Genomic DNA, 18090 nt, shown 5'->3' on the forward strand with positions numbered 1-18090 from the left:
CTTTCCGGGAAGGGGGCGCTTTCGGACCACCGTTGGTGATGCCGTCCCCCACCACCCGATAAGAACAGGCACGCCGAAGTTTCCGGCGTCAGAATGGGTGCGAATTGTGAAGGAGATCACATGCGTTATCAAATCAGCGGAAAACAGATCGACATCGGCGCAGCTCTGCAGACCCATGTGCAGACTGAGTTGGGTGAGGTCATGGGCAAGTACGCCCAAAGGCCGACCGACGCCAACGTCGTCTTTTCCCGTTCGGCGCATGAGTACGTGTGCGAAGCGACCGTACATCTGTCCACCGGGCTGACCGCCCAGGCCAAGGCGCATGCAAATGAAATCTATGCAGCGTTTGATGCCTGCTGCGAAAAGATGGACAAACAACTGCGCCGCTACAAGAGACGCCTCAAGGACCATCACCGCGAGCGGGCCGAACCGGTTGAACTCTTCGGTGCGTCGTCCTATATCCTCGCCTCGGACGAATCGAGCGCGGCGGATGAGCCGAACTCGTTGCAGCCGATCATCGTTGCCGAGATGGAAACCAAGATTCCGTCCTTGAGTGTCGGCGAAGCGGTGATGCAGATGGAGCTTGCCGGAGCCCCGGTTCTGGTGTTCCGCAACGAAACCAAAGATGGATTGAACGTCGTGTATCGCCGGGATGACGGCAATATCGGCTGGATCGATCCGTAACAGGCAAGATTGACGATATGTGCCTCCGCCATGCGGGGGCACGATCAGGAGCGAAATCATGGAGCTTTCGAGCATCCTCCAGCCCGAGGCGGTGCGTGTTCTGGCCTCCGCCTCGAGCAAGAAGCGGCTGTTTCAGGAAATCGGTGATGTCGCCGCCAGCGTACTGAACCAGGATGCACAAACCGTCGTAGAGTCGCTACTCGAACGCGAAAGCCTGGGCCCGACAGGTGTCGGCCACGGTGTCGCCCTGCCCCATACCCGCCTGCCGGATATCGACTCGGTTGCAGGCGTTTTCGTTCTGCTGGAAAAACCGCTCGATTTCGGTGCCGTCGACCGGCAGCCGGTCGATCTGGCTTTTGCCCTCTTCGCGCCAGAGGAAGCTGGCGTCGAGCACCTCAAGGCACTGGCGCTGGTGTCACGCACCCTGCGTGAGTCGGCGGTATGCAACAAACTTCGCGCCAACCCGGACCCAGTAAAACTCTATGCGATCCTGACCGAAGCACAGTCGGTCCAGGCGGCATAAGCGCATGTTTCAAAATGGAAAAGGCCCCTTGCGGGGCTTTTTTGTTCGCGCTGCTAGCGGTCAGAGGGAATAGCCGCCAGCCCCCATCTCCAGCGTCCACCACAGCTTGCCGCTTTTTTCCTGATGCCAGGCAAAGCCGATATCCGTCGCCGTCGGGTCCATGATGACCGCGCGCGAGCCTTTTTCCTCCATCCAGGCGGCCAGTGTCTCGAGTTCCGTCTCATAGGTCTCCGAGATCGCCTCTCCCACGAAAGAGCCCGGATAGCCGGCACGTGCCACCCGGTCGAGCGGTGAAGATCCGTCGGACCCAAAGTGCCACGGGCGGTTCTGACGCGCCATGTCCTTGGCGTGAGTTGCCGCCGCTGCGGTCAGTTGAGCGTTCAATTGCACTGGCTGCAGCCCCGAGGCCTGGCGCAACGCATTGACGGAATCAAGCATCCGGTACTGAATCTTCTCCGGATTACCGCGAATCTTGTAGACTTGAGGCAGCGGCTTGCCATCGGCGCCCAGCTTCTGCGCGCTATTGGGCGAGGTGCATGCGGCCAAAGCAAAAAAACAAATCAGAAGAAGGGAAATTAGGCGGATCATGACAAACCTGGTCGTTGTTGCGCGCACTCGAATAACGTGTTGAGACGTGCTGGGCAAATACCCATTGCCCCAAAGTGCATGAATTCGCCGGTTTGATTTGCCGATGAGGCATTCCGGCAATAGACTGTCGAGGATTTCGAGCCCAAAGGAAGATAGAGGACCGTATTCATGGTCAAGAAACCCTTTCACATCGCGACCCGCCGTGGATTTCTGGCCGGCGCAACCTCCGCACTCGCATCTCCGGCGATCGCGCAATACATCCCCGGCGACCCACTCCGCCCGGCCCCCGAGGCCGAGCCGCCCGTCCGGCGCAACGTTTCCGGGTTCCGCGCACAGAAGTGGCAAACATATTTTTCGAACACCCGAAACGGGGCGATTCTCGTCGATACGGTATCCCGCGCACTGCACTATTGGTCCGAAGATCTGTCGATCTACAGGCTATATCCGTCGTCCGTTCCCCTGACCGAGGAAATGACCCGCCGCGGACGAACCAGCGTAATTCGAAAGGTCGAAGGCCCCAGCTGGTCGCCGACACCCTCCATGAAGAGGCGAAACCCGGAATGGCCCGACTACATCCCTCCGGGGCCGGACAACCCGCTGGGAACGCATGCTCTGTACCTGAGCTGGCAGTATTATCGAATCCACGGCACGCATGACACGCGCAAGATCGGACGGCGATCGTCCAATGGGTGTATCGGCCTTTACAACGAGCATATTTCCGAGCTCTTCTCTTTGGCGAAGGTCGGCACGCAAGTGTTGCTAATTTGACGACATTTTCGAAAGCCAGGGCGCCGAAGAAACAAGTATCAATTGCATTCTGTGTGGATAGCTGATTAGAAAACGTTACGAGGTAAGTCTTGGGTGCGCGCTTCAAGTATTGGGAAACGCGCAAATTCTGGAGGTTAAAATGAAGAAACTCGTTCTCGCCGCAGCTCTGACCGCAGCAGCTTCGACGGCATATGCCGGCAACCTGGAAGAACCGGTTGTCGAAGCGCCCGTCGTCGTTGAGGAAACTCAGGGCACTTCCGGTGGCATCGTTCTGCCGCTGGTCCTGCTGGTTCTGGTCGGCGTTGCTGTCGCAGCAAGCTAATAGGACACACGATACGTGAAAAAGGCGGTGGAGATTTCCACCGCCTTTTTTTCTTTTTTGCGCCCGTTCAATCGAGCCAGCCCTTCAGATTGTCCTCGATCACCTGCGCGAGCGCAGAGATATGCGCGTCATCGTCATTCAGGCAGGGGATGTAGGTGAAGGTTTCGCCACCGGCCTCCTCGAAACTTTCGCGAATCTCTTCGTTGATTTCTTCCAGCGTTTCGATGCAGTCGGCGGAAAAGGCCGGAGCGACGACCGCGATATTCTTTTTGCCCTGCCGCGCCAATTCGGCCACGTGATCGACGGTATAGGGTTTCAGCCATTCCTCGGGGCCGAAACGCGACTGGAAGGTCGAAACGATCTGGCTGTCGTCCCACCCCAGGCGCTCCTTGAGCAACCGCGTGGTCTTGACGCACTGGCAGTGATACGGGTCGCCCTGCTGAAGATAGCGTTCCGGCATTCCGTGATATGAGCACACGAGGATGTCCGGCCGGGTGTCCACGCCTGCGTAGGCCCGCTCGATCGAGGCGGCCAGCGCGTCGATGTATTCGGGCCGGTCGAAATAGGCGGGAACGGTGCGGCTGGCCGGTTGCCAGGTTTCTTCCATCAGCGCCCGAAAGAACTGGTCATTCGCGGTGGCCGTGGTGGCGCCTGCGTATTGCGGGTAGAGCGGAAAGAACAGGATCCGGTCGCAGCCCTCGGCCACCATTTCCCGGACCTTGGACTTGGTCGAGGGATTGCCGTAGCGCATGCAGAAATCCACCATCACGCGATCTCCGAAACGTGCCTTCATCGCGCTGCGAATCTTTGCCGTCTGGTCCTTGGTGATCAGCATGAGGGGGCTTTCGCCCTTTTCATGATCCCAGATCGACTTGTAGGCCGCGCCCGAAGTGAACGGGCGCTTGGTCAGGATGATCGCCTGCAGGATCGGTTGCCATTTCCACGCCGGATAGTCGATCACCCGCTTGTCCGAGAGAAACTCGTTCAGATAGCGCCGCATCGGCCAGTAGGTGTAGTCATCCGGCGTGCCGAGATTGGCCAGCAGGATGCCGACCCGGCCCATTTTCACCTTCGGGTGATCGGCGGGCGCATGGGTTGGGCGGGTGGCATCAAACATATCGAGCTTCCTGAGTGTTTTTGCGGTTCCGACTGAGATAAAGGGATATCGGACCGCGTCAATCGGGCAGTTTGCCCTCGGTGGCTCCAAGCGCCTGCGCCAGCGAGGCCTGCGCCGAGCCGGGGCGCAGCGGTTTGGGTTGGCTTTCATGCGGCGCCCATCCGGTCAGGCAGATCAGGTCGAAGGTGGCCCGGAGGCGTCCTTCCGGCGTGGCGAAATGCTCGGCATAGAGTTGGTCGGCGCGTTCGAACACCGCGCGTCGCGTCGGATGTTTCAGACGGGCGGCCAGCGCATTGGTTTCGCCCATTGCCCTCAGATCGCGCATCAGGTGCCAGATATCGCGATATTCCGCCGTCAGCGCCACGTTGTCGGCCACCGGCAGGGCCAGCCCAGCGCGTTGCAGCAAGGCCCCGAGATCGCGGATCTCGGCCATGGGCGCTATCCGGGGGCTCAAACCGCCCGTCACCTCGACCTCGGCCTGCCCCAGAACCGCGCGCAATTCGTGCAGGGTTTCCCCACCAAGGCAGATCGCCAGCAACAGACCGTCCGGCTTCAGGGCGCGGTGGCATTGAATCAGCTGACCGACCGGATCATCGGCCCAATGCAGCGCCATCGCGTGAACGACCAGATCATGAGCGCCCTGCTCGAATCGCAGAACGTCCTCATCCGCCACGATCGCCGCATCGGGCAGAACGTCTTGCCAGACATGAGGGTAGGGGGTGACGATCGCCGGCGACGAAAACCTTCTGTTAACCATCGCGAGGCGATCCTTCACCTCGTCCACCGCCGCGCGGTGCAAAAACAGCGCATCATCCTGGGCACGGGCGCGATGGGCGGCCAGGGCGGCCCGGTCGAACAGGGCGGGTTTTGTGTCGGCGGGCATTTTCATGAGGCGCAGTTAACGCATGTGGAGCCGGATTCAAACCGCCGTTGAGCTGATCTACCCGCCACGCTGCGTGGGCTGTGGCGAACTGGTCGCTGCCGATTTCGGACTGTGCGGCGCCTGTTGGCGGGAAACTCCGTTCATCGGCGGTACCGTTTGCGACAGCTGTGGAACGCCCCTGCCGGGCGAACCGGATGGTCATCGAATCGAATGCGATGACTGCATGAGGACGCCCCGGCCCTGGGCGGACGGGCGGGCCGCGCTTTTGTATCAGGGCCTCGCGCGACGGCTGGTTCTGGCCCTGAAACATGGTGACAGGCCTGAGCTGGCACGACCCGCCGCCCTGTGGATGGCGCAGGCAGGCCGGGAGATGATGAGTGACGGCATGCTGATCGCCCCGGTGCCCTTGCATTGGTCGCGGCTGGCGAAGCGGCGCTACAACCAGTCTGCCTTGCTGGCCTCGTATCTGGCGCGGGAAACCGGCCTGTCCGTTTGCCCCGATCTGCTGGTGCGGACCCACCGCACCGCGATACTGGACGGCAAGAGCGCCGAAGAGCGACGCGAGATCCTGTCCCGCGCCATCTCGGCGCATCCCAGGCGGCGTCATCGGATGGTGCGACGCGATGTGCTGCTGGTGGATGATGTGATGACCTCTGGCGCGACGCTGGCGGCCTGCGCCCGTGCCTGTCTTGACGCAGGCGCAGAGCGGATTTGCGTGCTGACACTGGCGCGCGTTGCCAAGAATGCTTAATTCCCCCTAGATTGAGGCAAATCTCGGGGAACGGAAATGAAACCGGTAGAAATCTACACCTCGCCGCTATGCGGTTACTGCCATGCGGCCAAGCGGCTGCTGACCAAGAAGGGTATCGCCTTCACCGAAATCGACGTGCTGGCCAACCCGGATCGCAAACCGGAAATGATCCAGCGCGCCAATGGCCGCCGCACGGTGCCGCAGATCTTCATCGGGGAGACCCATGTCGGCGGCTGCGACGATCTGTTCGACCTCGACATGTCGGGCAAGCTCGACCCGCTGCTGGCCGCCTGATGAAAACCGCGCTGCTGCAGCTGACCTCGTCGGACGATCCCGCAGCGAACCTCGATATGGTGCGCGCCATGATCGGCGAGGCGGCGGTTCAGGGCGCGAAATTCATCCTGACGCCCGAGGTCACCAACTGCGTCTCTACCAGCACGACGCGGCAACGCGAGGTGTTGCTGCACGAAGAGGATGACATCACGCTTGCCGGCCTGCGCGGGCAGGCTGCGGAACTGGGCATCTGGCTGCTGATCGGCTCGCTGGGGATCAAGACGCATGACGCGGACGGCCGCTTTGCCAACCGGTCATTCCTGATCGATCCGCAGGGGCAGATCGTCGCGCGATACGACAAGATCCACATGTTCGACGTGCAGGTGACCGAGGCGGAAACCTTCCGCGAATCCGCCAACTATCGCCCCGGCAACCGCGCCGTGGTGGCGGACACCGATTTCGGCAAGGTGGGCATGACCATATGCTATGATCTGCGCTTTCCGCATCTCTATGCCGCGCTGGCGCAGGCGGGGGCGCGGATTCTCACGGTTCCTGCGGCCTTCTCTCCGGTGACCGGCCTGGCGCATTGGGAGCCGCTGCTGCGCGCCCGCGCCATCGAGAACGGTTGCTGGGTCATCGCGCCGGCTCAGACGGGCACGCATCCCAAGACCCGGGGCAGGACGCGCCACACCTATGGGCACAGCCTTGTCGTCAGCCCCTGGGGAGAGGTTGTGATCGACGCAGGCACCGGACCGGGCATTCACTTTTTCGATCTGGATGATAATTCTGTTACCGAGGCACGCCGCCGAGTGCCTTCCCTGACACATGTCCGTCCTTTTGACGGGCCCTGATCCAAACTCGGAACATGGCAGACGACGCTCAATCCCTGGCGGTCGCGCTGTTCAGCGAGATCCTGACCGCCGATCAACTGTTGCGGAACCGGCTGAGCCGGGTGCTGCCCAAGGGCATGGAGCTTTCGCATTTCTCGGTGCTGAACCATCTGGTGTTCGTGGGTGGCGAACGCAGCCCGGCGCAACTGGCCAGCACCTTCCACGTCACCCGCGGCGCCATGACCAACACGCTCGCCAAGCTGGAATGGGCAGGCTACATCCACATCCGTCCCGACTGGGACGATGCCCGCCGCAAGATGGTGGCGATCAGCCCCGCCGGGCGGCAGGCGCGCGATCAGGCGATTTCGTCGATCGCGCCGCTCATCAATCGTGTCGTCGGCGAACTGGGACAGGACAGGGTGCGCGCGGCCCTGCCCATCCTGCGCGATCTGCGAATCAGGCTGGAAGAGGAATAGGACGCACTCAGCGGGGCTTTACGCTGGCGGTGACGTAGTTGACGCTCAGATCGCGGTCCGAGATCGACCAGCTCCAGGAAACCGGGTTGAACACGAACCCCTTGCGGTCCACCGGCTCCAGCCCGGCCTTGCGCAGCAGGTCATAGAGTTCGTCCGGCGTGATGAACTTGGACCATTCATGCGTCCCGCGCGGCAGCCAGCGCATGATCACCTCGGCCCCGAAAACCGCGACGGCATAGGATTTCGGATTGCGGTTGATGGTCGAACAGATCTCCAGCCCGCCGGGCTTCAGCAGCTCCTGCGTGGCGGTCAGATAGCTGAGCGGGTCGGCCACGTGCTCGACCACCTCCATGTTCAGAACCACGTCGAACTGTTCACCCGCCGCGGCCAGCGCCTCGGCCGTGGTGTGGCGATAGTCGATGTCCAGGCCCGACTGCTCGGCATGAATCCGGGCCACGGGCAGGTTGCCCTCGGCCGCATCCGCGCCCACCACCTCGGCACCCAGCCGCGCCATCGGCTCGGACAGCAGCCCCCCGCCGCAGCCGATATCCAACAGGCGCAGCCCATCGAACGGTTTCGGCGCTTTCAGGTCGCGATCGAACTCGCCGGCGATCTGCTGCGTGATGTAGTCAAGACGACAGGGGTTGAGCATGTGCAGCGGCTTGAATTTACCGTGCGGATCCCACCACTCGGCGGCCATGGCCTCGAATTTCGCGATCTCGGACGGGTCCACCGTGTTTGGAGGCGCTTGCATTCCTGTCTCCGTGTGCTCTTTTACGCTTAAGGACTATATAGGCCCATAATGGACAAATACCCGGACCAAAAGCGCGCAGTTCAATATCTCTACCCGCCGACCGACCCCTTTGATCAGCGGATGGTCGATGTGGGCAACGGCCACCGTATCTATGTGGAACAATGCGGAAATCCCAGCGGTATTCCCGTAGTCATATTGCACGGCGGACCGGGCGGCGGCTGTAGCCCCGCGATGCGGCGCTATTTCGATCCACAGGTCTTTCGGGTGATTCTCTTCGACCAGCGCGGCTGCGGCCGGTCGCGACCGCATGCCTCGGTCGAGCACAACACGACGTGGCATCTTGTCGCCGATATCGAACGTATCCGGCAGTTGCTCCAGATCGAGGATTGGATTGCCTTCGGCGGAAGCTGGGGCGCGACGCTTGCGCTGGTCTATGCCCAGAGCCATCCTGATCGTGTCCGCCGGTTGGTTCTGCGTGGTGTATTCCTGATGACGCAGGCCGAGCTGGATTGGTTCTACGAAGGCGGCGCCGGGAAGTTCTGGCCCGAGCACTGGCAGAAATTCCTGTCGCTTCTGCCCGAGAACGAACAGAACGATCCGATTCGCGCCTACCACAAGCGCCTGTTCTCGGGAGACTACGCAACCGAGATCCTCTATGGCAGGGCCTGGTCCAACTGGGAGAACGCTCTGGCGTCAGTCCACATAAGCGGGCCGGTCGGAGAAAGCCCCGGAGATTACGCGCGCGCCTTTGCGCGCCTTGAAAACCACTACTTCCTGAACGGTGGCTTCTTGGAACAGGATGGTCAGATCCTGGCCCAGATGGATCGAATCGCCCATATCCCCGGGCATATCGTGCAGGGCCGATATGACATGATCTGCCCGCCGGATTCGGCCTGGAAGCTGAGCGAAGCGTGGCCCGAGGCCGAACTCAGGATGGTACGCAACGCCGGCCATGCGCTGTCAGAGCCGGGGATCAGCGCCGAGCTGGTCCGGATCATGGATCGGGTTGCGGAGGGCGTGGCATGACCCGGATCGACCGTCGTGCGCTCTTTGCCTCCGGTGCCGCGGCCGCGCTGCTGGCGGCGACCGGCGTTTCGCTGGCGGGCACGCCCAAGACCGGCGGCACGCTGCGGCTGGCGGTCCCGCGGGACGACAGCCTGGAACAGGTGGCCCGCGGCGCGGTTTTCGACACGCTGACGGAAATCGCGCCTGACGGCACCTTGCGCGGCGAACTGGCCAGCGGCTGGCAGACCGATGCCGAGGCCCGTATCTGGACGTTCGATCTGCGCGATGGCGTGACCTTCCATGACGGAGCGCCTCTGCGCGGCGAAGATGTCATCGCGATCCTGTCGGAATTCGGCCGGGCCGAGGCGCTGGCGCCGAACCGTGTGCTGGTGGAACTGGCCGGCTCGACCCCGGACCTTCCGTTCCGGCTGGCCGACAACCGGTTCGTGATTGCCCGGCAGGGGCAGGGCGTGACGCCGCTGCAGGACGCCAACGGCACCGGCTGTTATCGGGTCGAGCGGGCGCAGGATCACCGGCATTTCCTGGGGCGTCGGGTCGCGGGTCATTACAAGGACGGTCAGGCCGGCTGGGTCGATGCGGTCGAGATCATCGTGATCCCCGATGCCGCCATCCGCGCCGAGGCCCTGCGCGACGGTTTTGTGGATGTCGCCGCCCTGCCGATGCCGGATGACTTGCGCACGCGACGGGGCTTCCGGTTTCACCCCTCCGAGTCGGACATGGCGCTGGCCGTGGCCCCGTCGGTCGGGATGCCTCGACAGATCGCGGGACGCGGAGTGCTGGACGATGGCCGTATCGCCGAGCGGTGGTGGATGACCTGAACAAGGGTCGCCCCGAGCGGCATTGCGCTGTGCGACAAAGCCAGGGGTTGCAGATTCGCTTCTCCGGGCGTATATGCCCTTTCAACAGCGGCGCGTCGGGCCAAGGGCTCGGGGCTCCACCGGAAATGATCGACGGGCCGCGCGCCCGTTTTTTTGTGTTTGGACACTTATGACAAACGACCTGATAGCAAAGGCTGCCATCGACCGGCGTCTGGCCGAGATCATAACCCCCGTCATCGAGGACATGGGGTTCGAACTCGTCCGCATCCGCCTCATGAGCGGCAAGCAGACCACCCTGCAGATCATGGCCGACAAGCCCGAGGGCGGGATCGAGGTGGATGACTGCGCCGAGATCTCGAACGCGGTCAGCGCCACGCTGGATGTCGAGGACCCGATCCTTGATGCCTACACGCTCGAGGTGTCCAGCCCCGGCATCGACCGGCCGCTGACCCGGCTCAAGGATTTCGAAGCCTTCGAGGGCTACGAGGCCAAGCTGGAAACCGCCGAACTGATCGACGGCCGCCGCCGCTTCAAGGGGGAACTGGCGGGCGTCGAGGGGGATGAGGTTCTCATCAACATCCCGCAAGGCGATGAAACCATCACCATCGGTCTGAAATTCGACTGGCTGAGCGATGCCAAGCTGGTTCTGACCGAAGACCTGATCAAGGAAATGCTGCGTCAGCGAAAGGCCGCGGGCGCCCTGAACGAAGACCAATTCGACGAGATCGTGACCGAAGGGTCCGAAGAGGAGACGAACTGATGGCAATCACCTCTGCAAACCAGCTGGAGCTGTTGCAAACCGCCGAGGCCGTGGCCCGCGAAAAGATGATCGACCCCGGTCTGGTGGTGGAAGCGATGGAAGAGTCGCTCGCCCGCGCGGCCAAGAGCCGCTACGGCTCGGAGATGGACATCCGCGTGTCGATCGACCGCAAGACCGGCAAGGCGACCTTTACCCGCGTCCGCACCGTGGTCGACGACGACGAGCTGGAAAACTACCAGGCTGAAATGTCCGTTGATCAGGCCCGTGCCTATTTCGAGCCCAGCAAGGATGGTCGCTCGGTCTGGCTGCGCGACGGTCAGCCGATCGAGGATTTCTCGACCGGTCCGCAGGTGGGTGACGTGTTCCAGGAAGAGGTTCCGCCGGTCGAGATGGGCCGGATCGCGGCCCAATCCGCCAAGCAGGTGATCCTGCAGAAGGTGCGCGAGGCCGAGCGGGATCGCCAGTACGAGGAATTCAAGGATCGCGTCGGCACCATCATCAACGGCGTCGTCAAGCGCGAGGAATACGGCAACGTCATCGTCGATGTCGGCACCGGCGAGGCGATCCTGCGCCGCAACGAAAAGATCGGCCGCGAAAGCTATCGCCCGAATGACCGCATCCGCTGCTACATCAAGGATGTGCGCCGCGAGCCGCGCGGGCCGCAGATCTTCCTGTCGCGCACCGCGCCGGAATTCATGGCCGAGCTGTTCAAGATGGAAGTGCCGGAAATCTATGACGGCATCATCGAGGTCAAGGCCGTGGCCCGCGACCCGGGTTCGCGCGCCAAGATCGCCGTGATCTCGTATGACAACTCGATCGACCCCGTCGGCGCCTGCGTCGGTATGCGCGGCAGCCGGGTTCAGGCGGTCGTGAACGAGCTGCAGGGCGAAAAGATCGACATCATCCCGTGGAACGAGGATCAGCCGACCTTCCTGGTGAACGCGCTGCAACCGGCCGAGGTCTCCAAGGTGGTTCTGGACGAGGAAGCCGGCAAGATCGAGGTCGTCGTGCCCGAGGACCAGCTGTCGCTGGCGATTGGCCGCCGCGGTCAGAACGTGCGCCTGGCCAGCCAGCTGACCGGTCTGGACATCGACATCATGACCGAGGCCGAAGAATCGGCCCGTCGCCAGAAGGAATTCGAGGCCCGCACCAAGCTGTTCATGGAAAGCCTCGATCTGGACGAGTTCTTTGCGCAGCTTCTGGTTTCCGAAGGCTTCACCAACCTCGAAGAGGTCGCCTATGTCGAACTCGATGAGCTGCTGGTGATCGACGGCGTGGACGAAGGCACCGCGAACGAACTGCAGGCGCGTGCCCGCGACGTTCTCGAGGCCCAGGCCAAGGCCGCGCTGGACAATGCCCGTGCGCTGGGCGCCGAGGACAGCCTCATTGAATTCGAAGGCCTGACACCCCAGATGGTAGAGGCACTGGCAAAGGATGGCGTGAAGACGCTGGAGGACTTCGCCACCTGTGCCGACTGGGAACTGGCCGGCGGATGGACGACGGTCGATGGCCAGCGGGTCAAGGACGACGGCATTCTCGAACCGTTCGACGTGTCTCTGGAAGAGGCGCAGGATCTGGTGATGACCGCGCGCATCATGCTGGGCTGGGTCGATCCGGCCGAGCTTGAGGCCGAGGCCGAAGACGCCGGCGAGGTCGAATCGTCCGACGAGGAGGCCGGGGCCTGATCTCGGGCCCCCGGGGTGGCGCGGATGGGTCGCGGCGGCGTCTCCAAGGATCGTTCGGCAGGGCCCGAGCGGAAATGCATCGCCACGGGCGAGGTTCAGCCTAAATATGGGTTGATCCGCTTCGTGGCCGGGCCGGACGGCCAGGTATGCCCGGATATCGCGGGCAAGCTGCCGGGCCGGGGCGTTTACGTGGCCGCCGATCGCGAGGCGTTGAACCGCGCGATCAGCAAGAAGCTGTTCGCACGTGGGCTCAAGGCGCCGGTGACGGTGCCGGAAGATCTGGCCGGCGAGGTGGAGCGTCTGCTGTCCAGACGCGTCGTCGAACTCATCAGCCTCGCGCGGAAGTCCGGAGAGGCGGTCGCGGGATACGAAAAGGTCAAGACCTGGCTCGACAAGGAAGAAGCATGGGTCCTGATTCAGGCGGTGGATGGCTCGGGTCGCGGCAAGTCGAAACTGAGCACGCCGCATTATGGAAAATACATCGGCTGGCTCACGGCGGATGAACTTGGCATGGCATTTGGGCGCCAAACGGTGATTCATGCGGCGCTCGCCTCTGGCGGACTCGCCAAACGTGTTGTAGAGGAAGCGCAGCGCCTGCGTGGCTTGCGCGAAACGGATGACGGCGGCAAGGGCCGCTCGGAAGGGTAAGAAGCTTTATGAGCGATAGTGACGGCAAAAAGACATTGGGTCTGCGTGGCGGGGCACGCCCCGGGAATGTGAAACAGAGTTTCAGCCACGGACGGACCAAGAATGTCGTGGTGGAAACCAAACGCAAGCGCGTGGTCGTCCCCAAGCCGGGCGCGGCCAAGCCGAGCAGCAGCGGGACCGCACCGGCGGGTGACAAGTCGCGCCGTCCGGCGGGGATCTCGGATGCCGAGATGGAGCGCCGCCTGAAGGCGCTGCAGGCCGCCAAGGCACGCGAAGCCGAAGAAGCCGCCAAGCGCGAGGCCGAGGAAAAGGCCCGCGAGGAAGAGCGTGCACGCCGCCGCGCCGAGCAGGAGGCCAAGGAGCGCGAACAGCGCGAGGCCGAAGAGCGCGCGCGCCAGAAGGCCGAAGACGAAGAACGCAAGCGCAAGGAGGCCGAAGAGGCCGCCAAGCGGGCTGCCGCCGAAGCCGCGGCTGCGAAAGAGGCGCCCAAGGCCAAGGCTGCGGCGCCGAGCAAGCCGGCCCTGTCCGAAAGCCAGCCGCGCCGCACCGAGCGCGAGCAGCGCCCCTCTCGCGGCAAGGGCCGCGACGATGGTCGCCGGTCCGGCAAGCTGACCCTGAACCAGGCGCTTTCGGGCGAAGGCGGTCGTCAGCGGTCGATGGCCGCGATGAAGCGCAAGCAGGAGCGCGCGCGCCAGAAGGCGATGGGCGGCCCGGTCGAGCGCGAAAAGGTGGTCCGCGACGTGCAGCTGCCCGAGACCATCGTGGTTTCGGAACTGGCCAACCGCATGGCCGAGCGCGTGGCCGACGTGGTCAAGGCGCTGATGAACATGGGCATGATGGTCACGCAAAACCAGAGCATCGACGCCGATACCGCCGAGCTGATCATCGAGGAATTCGGCCACAAGGTCGTGCGCGTGTCCGACGCCGATGTCGAAGACGTCATCGCCGATATCGAGGACAAGGAAGAAGACCTGCAGCCGCGTCCGCCGGTCATCACCATCATGGGCCACGTCGACCACGGCAAGACATCATTGCTGGACGCCATCCGCAACACCAAGGTCGTGTCGGGCGAGGCCGGTGGCATCACCCAGCATATCGGTGCCTACCAGGTGCAGACCAAGGACGGCACCACGCTGACCTTCCTGGATACGCCTGGCCACGCGGCGTTTACCTCGATGCGCTCACGCGGGGCGCAGGTAACCGATATCGTGGTGCTGGTGGTTGCTGCCGATGACGCGGTGATGCCGCAGACGGTCGAGGCGATCAACCACGCCAAGGCCGCCGGTGTTCCGATGATCGTGGCGATCAACAAGATCGACAAGCCCGAGGCCAACCCGGACAAGGTGCGCACCGACCTGCTGCAGCACGAGGTGATCGTCGAAAAGATGTCCGGCGACGTCCAGGATGTCGAAGTTTCGGCCATCACCGGTCAGGGTCTGGACGACCTGCTGGAAGCCATCGCGCTGCAGGCCGAGATCCTGGAGCTGAAAGCCAACCCGAACCGCGCCGCGCAAGGCGCCGTGATCGAGGCCCAGCTGGACGTGGGCCGCGGTCCGGTCGCGACCGTTCTGGTCCAGAAGGGCACCCTGCACCAGGGCGACATCTTCGTCGTGGGCGAGCAGTACGGCAAGGTCCGCGCGCTGATCAACGACAAGGGCGAGCGCGTGAAAGAAGCCGGGCCTTCGGTGCCGGTCGAGGTTCTGGGGCTCAATGGCACCCCCGAGGCCGGTGACGTTCTGAACGTGACCGAAACCGAGGCGCAAGCCCGCGAGATCGCCGAGTACCGCGCACAGGTCGCCAAGGACAAGCGCGCCGCCGCAGGTGCCGCGACCACGCTGGAACAGCTGATGCAGAAGGCCAAGGAAGACGAGAGTGTTTCCGAGCTTCCGATCCTCGTCAAAGCCGACGTGCAGGGCTCGGCCGAAGCGATCGTTCAGGCGATGGAAAAGATCGGCAACGACGAGGTGCGCGTGCGCGTTCTGCATTCGGGCGTTGGCGCCATCACGGAAACCGATATCGGCCTCGCCGAGGCATCGGGCGCTCCGGTCTTCGGCTTCAACGTCCGGGCCAATGCATCGGCACGCAACACCGCCAACCAGAAGGGTGTCGAGATCCGCTACTACTCGGTGATCTACGATCTGGTGGATGACGTGAAAGCGGCCGCATCGGGCCTGCTGAGTGCCGAGATCCGCGAGAAATTCATCGGCTATGCCGAGATCAAGGAAGTCTTCAAGGTCTCGGGTGTCGGCAAAGTGGCTGGCTGTCTGGTCACCGAGGGCGTTGCCCGCCGTTCCGCCGGCGTGCGTCTGCTGCGCGACAACGTGGTGATCCACGAAGGCACGCTGAAGACGCTGAAACGCTTCAAGGACGAAGTGGCCGAGGTTCAGTCGGGTCAGGAATGCGGCATGGCGTTCGAGAACTACGACGACATCCGCCCCGGCGACGTGATCGAGATCTTCGAACGCGAAGAAGTGCAACGAACCCTCGACTGATCCGGCCGGGAAAGCGCGCTTCGCCAAGTGCTGCATGGAAAAAAGGGGATGGCGCCGCCATCCCCTTTTTGATTCGTGAGCGGTAAGCCGTTGAAGTCAGACAGCCTTTTTCACGGGGTGCCCGCGAAAGATCTTGTCTCCTACGCGCACCGACACGCGGCCATCTGGCCATTTTCTGACCAACATTCCCTGAACCAATACGCAACTGCCCAGTGTGATGGTTCGAAGCATGCCCGATCCCCCCATAAGAACAAGACACACGAAAAAATAGACGAATTTCGCCAGAACGCCACGAAAATACATCTTGTTGAGGGAATGCGCCGGTCTTCCCGGGTCAATGAGGCCGGGCATGCCGCCCCGGTGCCGCCTTTCTCTGCAGTTCCTGAATCTTCTCGCGGGTCTTCTCGGCCTCGCGAAAGGCCTGAGCTGCTCCGCTGAGATATTGCCTGGGCCATGCAGAATCGTTGCGTGCCCCATACCATGCGGCCGCCTGATGGGTGAAATACGGGTTCCACAGGTGCGGGCGCCCAATGGCCACCAGGTCGGCGCGACGGGTGTGCAGGATGGTATTGACCTGCGCCGCTTCTGTGATGGCGCCCACGGCCATCGTGGCGATCCTGGGCACGTTGCGAACCGCTTCGGCCAGATGGGTCTGGAACATCCGGCCATAGACTGGTTTCTGGTCAGGCACCGTCTGGCCAGCGGACACGTCGATCAGGTCGCATCCGCCGCCGTGGAAGGCCTCTGCGATCCCGATCAGATCGGCTTCGCTCAGACCGCCGTCCTTCCAGTCGGTGCCCGAGACGCGGACCGACATCGGCCTGTCAGAGGACCAGACATCGCGCATGGCGGCAAAGACCTCCAGCGGAAAGCGCAAACGGTTTTCCAGGCTGCCGCCATATTCGTCCTCACGCAGGTTCGTCAGCGGCGACAGGAAGGAGGCCAGCAGGTAGCCATGCGCGCAATGCAGCTCCAACATATCGAACCCGGCGCGGGCGGCGCGCTCGGCTGCCTGCACGAAATCGTCTCTGACTCGGGTCATTCCGGCCCGATCCAGTTCTGCAGGCACCTGGCTTTCGCCTTCGAACCACGGCAGCGGCGAGGCCGAGACGATCGGCCAGTTGGCCTCGGCATCCGCAATCGGATGGTTCTCGCGCTCCCAGCCCAACTGGGTCGAGCCCTTGCGCCCGGCATGGCCGAGCTGCATCGCGACCTTGGCGGCCGAATTGGCATGGATGAAATCGACGATCTCTTTCCAGCGCGCCTCGTGCTCGTCCGTCCACATGCCCGGACACCCCTCGCTGATGCGGGCATCGGCCGAAGGGCAAGTCATCTCGGTAAAGATCAGGCCCATGCCTCCCATCGCGTGGCTGCAGTAATGCACCTTGTGCCATTCGGTCGGGTTGCCCTGCCTGTCCGCGGAGTATTGCGCCATCGGAGACATCACCACCCGGTTGGCCAGTTCCATGCCGCGCATCCTGAATTTCGAGAACATCGGAGTCGGGCGGCTCTGACGCAGGTCCTCGCCGGTTTCGCGCAAATGACGGGCATACCATTCGTCATCCGCTTTTCGCACGAACTCGGGGTCGCGGATGATCAGGTTGTCATAGGTGATGGACTTGGCCCGGCACATCACCACCATCGCGAACTGATAGGGCTCCATGTCCCATGACCGGTTCATGTGTTCGAACCAGGCCAGCGAGACATCGGCGTTGTGCTGAATGATCTGGCAGGGGGTGCGGCGGGCCTCGTCATAGGCCCGGAACGCTGCCTGCACATCGGTCTCGGCATGGGCGACCAGCGCATCCGACAGCGCAATGGCGCATTCCATCGCCAGCTTGGTGCCCGACCCGATCGAGAAATGCGCGCTGGCCTTGGCGTCGCCGAGGATGACGATATTGTCCACATACCAGTTCTCGCAGAAGATCCGGGGGAAATTGCGCCAGTTCGACCGGTTCAGCAGCAGGGGGTGGCCCTGCAGTTCCTCGGCAAAGATCTTCTCGAGCTTGGCCTTTGATCCTTCCTCGTCGAACTCCTCGAACCCGTGACCCTGCCACGTTGCCTCGTCCATTTCAAAGACCCAGGTCGAGTGGTTCTTTTCGTATTGATAGCAATGGGCGACCATGTGGCCGTGCTCGGTCTCGCGGAAGAAATAGTTGAATTCACCCATCGGCCGGGTCGAGCCCATCCAGCAGAAACGGTTGGATTTCCACGTGGTCGTGGGCCGGAACCCGTCCTTGAAATGTTCGCGGATGGCCGAGTTGATGCCGTCGCTGGCCACGATCACGTCGGAATCCGCAAACTGCGTCCTGAGGTTGGCCGCGTCGATCTCGGCGCCGAAGGTCATCTTGACCCCAAGTTCCGCGCAGCGTTCCTGCAGGATCCGCAGCAGGGTGTGCCGCGACGTGCCGCAAAACCCGTTGCCGGCACAGCGCATTTCCTGACCCTTGAAGTGAATCGCGACGTCGTCCCAATAGGCGAACTCGCCCCGCATGCGGTCAAAGACCGGTTTGTCGCGGCTGAGAAATTCGTCCAGCGTCTCGTCGGAAAACACGACACCGAAGCCAAAGGTGTCGTCGGCCCGGTTGCGTTCAAAGACCTCGATCTCCCAGTCGGGGCGTGCCTTCTTGGTCAGAAGCGCCGTGTAGAGGCCACCGGGCCCGCCGCCGATCACCGTGATTTTCATCCTGGT

19 protein-coding genes are annotated in these 18090 nt (G+C 62.8%); 14 read left to right on the plus strand and 5 right to left on the minus strand.

The genetic code is table 11. The features are described from left to right. Positions 1-120: 120 nt before the first annotated feature. Both hpf and AVO45_RS11085 read left to right on the plus strand, forming a co-directional pair. Positions 121-684 carry a ribosome hibernation-promoting factor, HPF/YfiA family gene (hpf, locus tag AVO45_RS11080; RefSeq protein WP_068346932.1) on the plus strand — a complete coding sequence of 188 codons (564 nt, stop codon included), beginning with the start codon at positions 121-123 and terminating at the stop codon, positions 682-684. A 58-nt stretch (positions 685-742) separates the two neighbouring features. Next, positions 743-1207, plus strand: a complete 465-nt coding sequence (locus AVO45_RS11085; RefSeq protein WP_068346934.1) for a PTS sugar transporter subunit IIA — start codon at positions 743-745, stop codon at positions 1205-1207. 60 nt (positions 1208-1267) lie between these two features. Here AVO45_RS11085 and dalA read toward each other — a convergent pair whose 3' ends face one another. Then, positions 1268-1795 carry a divisome-associated lipoprotein DalA gene (gene dalA, locus AVO45_RS11090; RefSeq protein ID WP_068346936.1) on the minus strand — a complete coding sequence of 176 codons (528 nt, stop codon included), beginning with the start codon at positions 1793-1795 and terminating at the stop codon, positions 1268-1270. 168 nt (positions 1796-1963) lie between these two features. Between dalA and AVO45_RS11095 the strand changes: the two genes are divergently transcribed. Together AVO45_RS11095 and AVO45_RS11100 are read left to right on the plus strand one after the other, a co-directional pair. Continuing rightward, positions 1964-2563, plus strand: a complete 600-nt coding sequence (locus tag AVO45_RS11095) for a L,D-transpeptidase (protein ID WP_068346938.1) — start codon at positions 1964-1966, stop codon at positions 2561-2563. A 139-nt stretch (positions 2564-2702) separates the two neighbouring features. After that, a complete protein-coding gene (locus tag AVO45_RS11100; RefSeq protein WP_068346940.1) occupies positions 2703-2885 on the plus strand; it encodes a ferrochelatase in 183 nt (60 codons plus the stop codon). A 67-nt stretch (positions 2886-2952) separates the two neighbouring features. Here AVO45_RS11100 and hemH read toward each other — a convergent pair whose 3' ends face one another. Together hemH and AVO45_RS11110 are read right to left on the minus strand one after the other, a co-directional pair. After that, a complete protein-coding gene (gene hemH, locus AVO45_RS11105) occupies positions 2953-4002 on the minus strand; it encodes a ferrochelatase (protein WP_068346943.1) in 1050 nt (349 codons plus the stop codon). Positions 4003-4060: 58 nt separating this feature from the next. Further along, the gene (locus tag AVO45_RS11110; protein WP_068346945.1) at positions 4061-4891 is read right to left on the minus strand and encodes a methyltransferase domain-containing protein; all 831 of its coding nucleotides are present in this window, start codon (positions 4889-4891) and stop codon (positions 4061-4063) included. A gap of 16 nt (positions 4892-4907) precedes the next feature. Here AVO45_RS11110 and AVO45_RS11115 point away from each other — a divergent pair, with 16 nt between their 5' ends. Genes AVO45_RS11115 through AVO45_RS11130 form a run of 4 tightly spaced genes read left to right on the plus strand, consistent with a single transcriptional unit; the run spans position 4908 to position 7215 of the window. Further along, positions 4908-5636, plus strand: coding sequence for a ComF family protein (locus tag AVO45_RS11115; RefSeq protein ID WP_068346947.1), 729 nt, complete (start codon positions 4908-4910; stop codon positions 5634-5636). Positions 5637-5672: 36 nt separating this feature from the next. Beyond that, the gene (grxC, locus tag AVO45_RS11120) at positions 5673-5930 is read left to right on the plus strand and encodes a glutaredoxin 3 (RefSeq protein ID WP_068346950.1); all 258 of its coding nucleotides are present in this window, start codon (positions 5673-5675) and stop codon (positions 5928-5930) included. Further along, positions 5930-6760, plus strand: a complete 831-nt coding sequence (locus AVO45_RS11125; RefSeq protein WP_068346951.1) for a carbon-nitrogen hydrolase family protein — start codon at positions 5930-5932, stop codon at positions 6758-6760. The genes grxC and AVO45_RS11125 overlap by 1 nt, the downstream gene beginning before the upstream one ends. Positions 6761-6774: 14 nt before the next feature. After that, positions 6775-7215: a MarR family winged helix-turn-helix transcriptional regulator gene (locus AVO45_RS11130; RefSeq protein WP_068346953.1), complete on the plus strand. Its 441-nt coding sequence runs from the start codon at positions 6775-6777 to the stop codon at positions 7213-7215. 7 nt (positions 7216-7222) lie between these two features. On the opposite strand, the gene ubiG is transcribed toward AVO45_RS11130, so the two are convergent. Continuing rightward, on the minus strand, positions 7223-7969 hold the full coding sequence (gene ubiG / locus AVO45_RS11135) for a bifunctional 2-polyprenyl-6-hydroxyphenol methylase/3-demethylubiquinol 3-O-methyltransferase UbiG (RefSeq protein WP_068346955.1): 747 nt from the start codon (positions 7967-7969) through the stop codon (positions 7223-7225). Positions 7970-8017: 48 nt separating this feature from the next. Between ubiG and pip the strand changes: the two genes are divergently transcribed. The 6 genes from pip (at position 8018) to infB (ending at position 15398) form a co-directional block, all read left to right on the plus strand. After that, complete coding sequence (gene pip / locus AVO45_RS11140; protein WP_068346957.1) at positions 8018-8995, plus strand: prolyl aminopeptidase; 978 nt, start codon at positions 8018-8020, stop codon at positions 8993-8995. Next, entirely contained in the window at positions 8992-9813 is an 822-nt protein-coding gene (locus AVO45_RS11145) for an ABC transporter substrate-binding protein (RefSeq protein ID WP_068346959.1), read from the plus strand. Before pip ends, AVO45_RS11145 begins: the two co-directional genes overlap by 4 nt. A gap of 169 nt (positions 9814-9982) precedes the next feature. Continuing rightward, the gene (rimP, locus tag AVO45_RS11150; RefSeq protein ID WP_068346961.1) at positions 9983-10573 is read left to right on the plus strand and encodes a ribosome maturation factor RimP; all 591 of its coding nucleotides are present in this window, start codon (positions 9983-9985) and stop codon (positions 10571-10573) included. Continuing rightward, positions 10573-12258: a transcription termination factor NusA gene (gene nusA / locus AVO45_RS11155; RefSeq protein ID WP_068346962.1), complete on the plus strand. Its 1686-nt coding sequence runs from the start codon at positions 10573-10575 to the stop codon at positions 12256-12258. Before rimP ends, nusA begins: the two co-directional genes overlap by 1 nt. A 24-nt stretch (positions 12259-12282) precedes the next feature. Next, complete coding sequence (locus tag AVO45_RS11160) at positions 12283-12906, plus strand: RNA-binding protein (RefSeq protein ID WP_068346965.1); 624 nt, start codon at positions 12283-12285, stop codon at positions 12904-12906. A gap of 8 nt (positions 12907-12914) precedes the next feature. Next, positions 12915-15398 carry a translation initiation factor IF-2 gene (infB, locus tag AVO45_RS11165; protein ID WP_068346967.1) on the plus strand — a complete coding sequence of 828 codons (2484 nt, stop codon included), beginning with the start codon at positions 12915-12917 and terminating at the stop codon, positions 15396-15398. Positions 15399-15732: 334 nt separating this feature from the next. Here infB and AVO45_RS11175 read toward each other — a convergent pair whose 3' ends face one another. Next, complete coding sequence (locus tag AVO45_RS11175) at positions 15733-18084, minus strand: oxidoreductase (RefSeq protein ID WP_068346968.1); 2352 nt, start codon at positions 18082-18084, stop codon at positions 15733-15735. Between the last annotated feature and the right edge of the window lie 6 nt (positions 18085-18090).

Origin of the sequence: Ruegeria marisrubri, from assembly GCF_001507595.1 — a bacterium.
GTDB classification, from domain to species: Bacteria; Pseudomonadota; Alphaproteobacteria; order Rhodobacterales; family Rhodobacteraceae; genus Ruegeria; species Ruegeria marisrubri.